This is a genomic window from Oleiphilus sp. HI0117, assembly GCF_001635235.1.
In genome coordinates this window covers 1-3,147 of sequence record NZ_LWGA01000799.1, presented here as the reverse complement: position 1 = coordinate 3,147, position 3,147 = coordinate 1, and the positions used below count along the sequence as shown (strand labels likewise).

General features: G+C 43.6%; 3 protein-coding genes. 2 read left to right on the top strand and 1 reads right to left on the bottom strand.

Annotated elements, in window-relative coordinates; all coding sequences use genetic code 11:
- The first annotated feature begins 118 nt into the window (after positions 1-118).
- Both A3757_RS13165 and A3757_RS13160 read left to right on the top strand, forming a co-directional pair.
- Positions 119-880 (top strand): hypothetical protein, encoded by a 762-nt coding sequence (locus A3757_RS13165; protein WP_156490450.1) that lies wholly within the window; start codon positions 119-121, stop codon positions 878-880.
- Positions 881-1,089: 209 nt separating this feature from the next.
- A complete protein-coding gene (locus A3757_RS13160; RefSeq protein WP_068508401.1) occupies positions 1,090-1,911 on the top strand; it encodes a hypothetical protein in 822 nt (273 codons plus the stop codon).
- A gap of 36 nt (positions 1,912-1,947) precedes the next feature.
- Here the strand turns inward: A3757_RS13160 and A3757_RS13155 are convergent, their stop codons facing one another.
- Complete coding sequence (locus tag A3757_RS13155; RefSeq protein WP_068508398.1) at positions 1,948-2,880, bottom strand: FHA domain-containing protein; 933 nt, start codon at positions 2,878-2,880, stop codon at positions 1,948-1,950.
- Positions 2,881-3,147 lie beyond the last annotated feature (267 nt).

Here is a 3,147-nt window from a genome sequence, read left to right as displayed (position 1 = left end):
ATCGGTAGTAACTATTAGCTATATAAAAATAAGACTTGTACTCGTGAGCTTGATGATCTAACGCTAGCAACTTGATTGTCGGGCTTTCTAGACCTTATAGAAAGGGAAGATGATGTTCATGAATTCACTTATCCACTTGTTTGAGGCGACTACCCTCATTTTAGTGGGGGTTTTGATTGTTCAGGTTTATCGCTGTTATCTGAATTCTACTCGCATGGAACGAGCTCAGAGCGAACTGTCTCAGGTCGAGACTTCTGCGCGCAGAATGAGTGTGCGAATCAATATATCCTCTTCAAGTCAGGGGGCTTCCCCGAAACCTCAGTTATTGGTCGCTGAGCAGGACATGAGCTCTGCAGGCACTGAGATTGTAGATCATTGTTCAGCAAGCGCCTCAGATAAGAATGATGACGATGCTCCCTTAAGCTCCCAAGAAGCAAATTCTAACGGTCAGATCTTGAATGATTATATTGGTGAGTTCTTTTCAGAGCCTGCCCAGGTTGATATTCAGGCGTATAAGCGTCCAATTGAGCAAGAAGTGTCGTCAGCTAAAGAGACGCTTGAACCTGAAGATCTGCCTACCGTTCAATCACTTGCATCGTCGAAAGGGCTTGACCAGCTAGTGCCCGAGAGTGAGAGTGATGAGGTGATTGTTGTTGAATCACAGACCAAAATCACGCCAGTCATTCTTGATGAGGGCGTAGCGGAACCAGATAACTTACCTGTGTTAACTGAAATGGCCTCTATTGAGGAGCTTGTAGAAGACGATAGTATTATTACGGTTGGGCCTGAAAGTGACAGTTCGGACCCTAGTGATAAGGTTATGTCTGATAAAGTTGTACACGCTATGTTGGACGAGGCACGCCTCGTATGCGCTTCGTAGTTTAGCTTACTTCCTAGTCTCTGCATCTTTTCTGCTTTAGTCAGCTTTTGCAAAAGCTTGAGAGTGTTTTTGCTCTTGTACTCGTCCCCTGAACCGTTTTTCATTGCGTTAAAAACAAAGATTTGCTTGGTGGTAGACACTAAGGATCTCGATCTTTGCTATGCTATCTATGCGTGACAATAAACTTGTATGCTTTGACAGGGTCATCAATGAGAAACTTATGTTTGTTTTTATTTTTATGCTTGCAGGTAGGGATTGTAAATAGCTCAGGTTTGCCGCCAGAGCATGAGGTCGAGCGTCTTTTGTTGGCCTTAAAGGAGTCGGTGGAAAATGGGAACTGGGAGCATGCGACGAGTCAGCTAGTACTTATGCGTAAGTTAGACGTGCCGCAACCGCTTGAGTCTCATTATTTCGAGGGTTTGGTTAAAATCCGCAAACAAGAGTTTCACAGTGCGCGTCAGGTGCTTGAACGCTATGTTATTAGTTCAGGTAGTCAGGGGCAGTTCTATGAGCAAGCTTTGCGCTTGATAACAGAAGCTGAAGAGGCAGAGAAAAGCCTTGAGGGCTCAGGACAAAAAAACAAAACGTCTATAGAAATGGTGGAATTGCCCCAAAGAGACGGCTATATAAAATCACTGCAAGCCTTATATTTAACACAGGATCCGGTTGAAGCGCTAAGCATGCAGATAAATAGTCTCTTGAATGCGCATCCCTATACAGGCTCTAGGATCAAAAAAAACGGAGTAAAAGAAGGTTTGGTGTATCACCTTGGTGTGGTGAAAGGTGGAGTGACCCTTCAGGAAAAGAGCTATCAAGATGGTGCCCCGATGCTAAGTGCAACAAGCTTACAGGTTGCCGGGTTAGATCCTTTTATTGGCGCCGGTTGCTCAAGTCTAGAATATGCTTGTTGGTTGCTTCATCCTTCGGATAAGCACCAACGCTGGATCAAAATAGATTACGATGAAATGGTTGTGGATGAGCTTCGGGATGCAATGACGAAGTTGCTACAATCTTTACAGCAAGATTTATAGCAACTTTCAAGGCCCTCTATAGATGACGAGCTCTTATCACTGAAAGTAAATAAATGCAGTGATAGCGGCAATAGCAATGATCGAAGCAATGATGATTCCTGTCATTGAGCTGCTCTTGTTTTTATTCGTGGGTTTACTATCTCCCGATATCCATTCTTGTTTGCCGTTCGAAGCCAATCGTTTCTTTGCGGCTTTGGGTTTCGGTTTTGCTGTCTGTTTTGGTGCCGGTTTCTTAACTGGCTTCTTTTCGGGTTGTTCTATCTTTGTCGACAAGCGCGAGCTGGATGTCTTTTCAGTGCTTGGCGGGGTGCTGTCAGACGCACTGCGAATAATCGTTTTGTTGGGGTCGTGAGCCGGTCCGTTTACTTCGAAGGTTAATACGTCCAGCTTGATTTTGTCGCCATTTTTAACAGCTGATTGTTTTACTTGTCTACCATTTAAAAAGGTGCCGTTGGAGGAGTCGAGATCTTCCATGTATAGCTGGCCACTTTTAACTTCTAATGCTACGTGCTTTCTGGAAAGGTGTTCCAGAGGTAGCGTTATGTCGCAGCTTGGGTCTCGACCAATAACGACGCGTTTATTGATGACAAAACGGCTTTGGTCTAGCCAGCTTGCGCTAGAGTAGATAGACCAACCCGCAGAGTAGTTTGTCGTGGAACCTGCATTGCTCTGTTCATTCACAGACTTTGGGTCGATTAGTTCCAGTTCAATAGAGCCAATGGTGATGACGTCTCCAGCTTTGAGGCTTGTATTCGTCGCGACAGGCTTATCATTGAGTAACACGTTTGAGCTCGACGAGACATTATTTAGGCTCAGTTTTTCTTGTGTGTTGGTAATTTGGATATGATGGTCGAGAATATCTTTCTCGTTTATCATTAGGCTGTTGTCCGCAGCTTTACCGATCGTAAAATTCTGATCAACTAACCATACGGACTCTCTTCGGCGATCCCTGAACTGAAGCTTAAGCATAGAACTCTTGTACTCGTTTATTGACTGGTGATAAGTATTAAATTTTCCACGTTATGTTGAGTATAGTCTTAAGTTCCAGCTCTTCGAATTTTCCCCTTAAGATTTATGTAACTGATTGAAAAAATAATATACGAAATAGAAATTTAGTATTTTCAGGTGCTTAGTCTCTGTGAGCTGGCTATACTGAAGCTAAGGAAAACAAAAAATATATGCCATAAGCTTCGGATAACTACGGAGGCTGTGTGGTATCCATAAAGTAATAAGGTG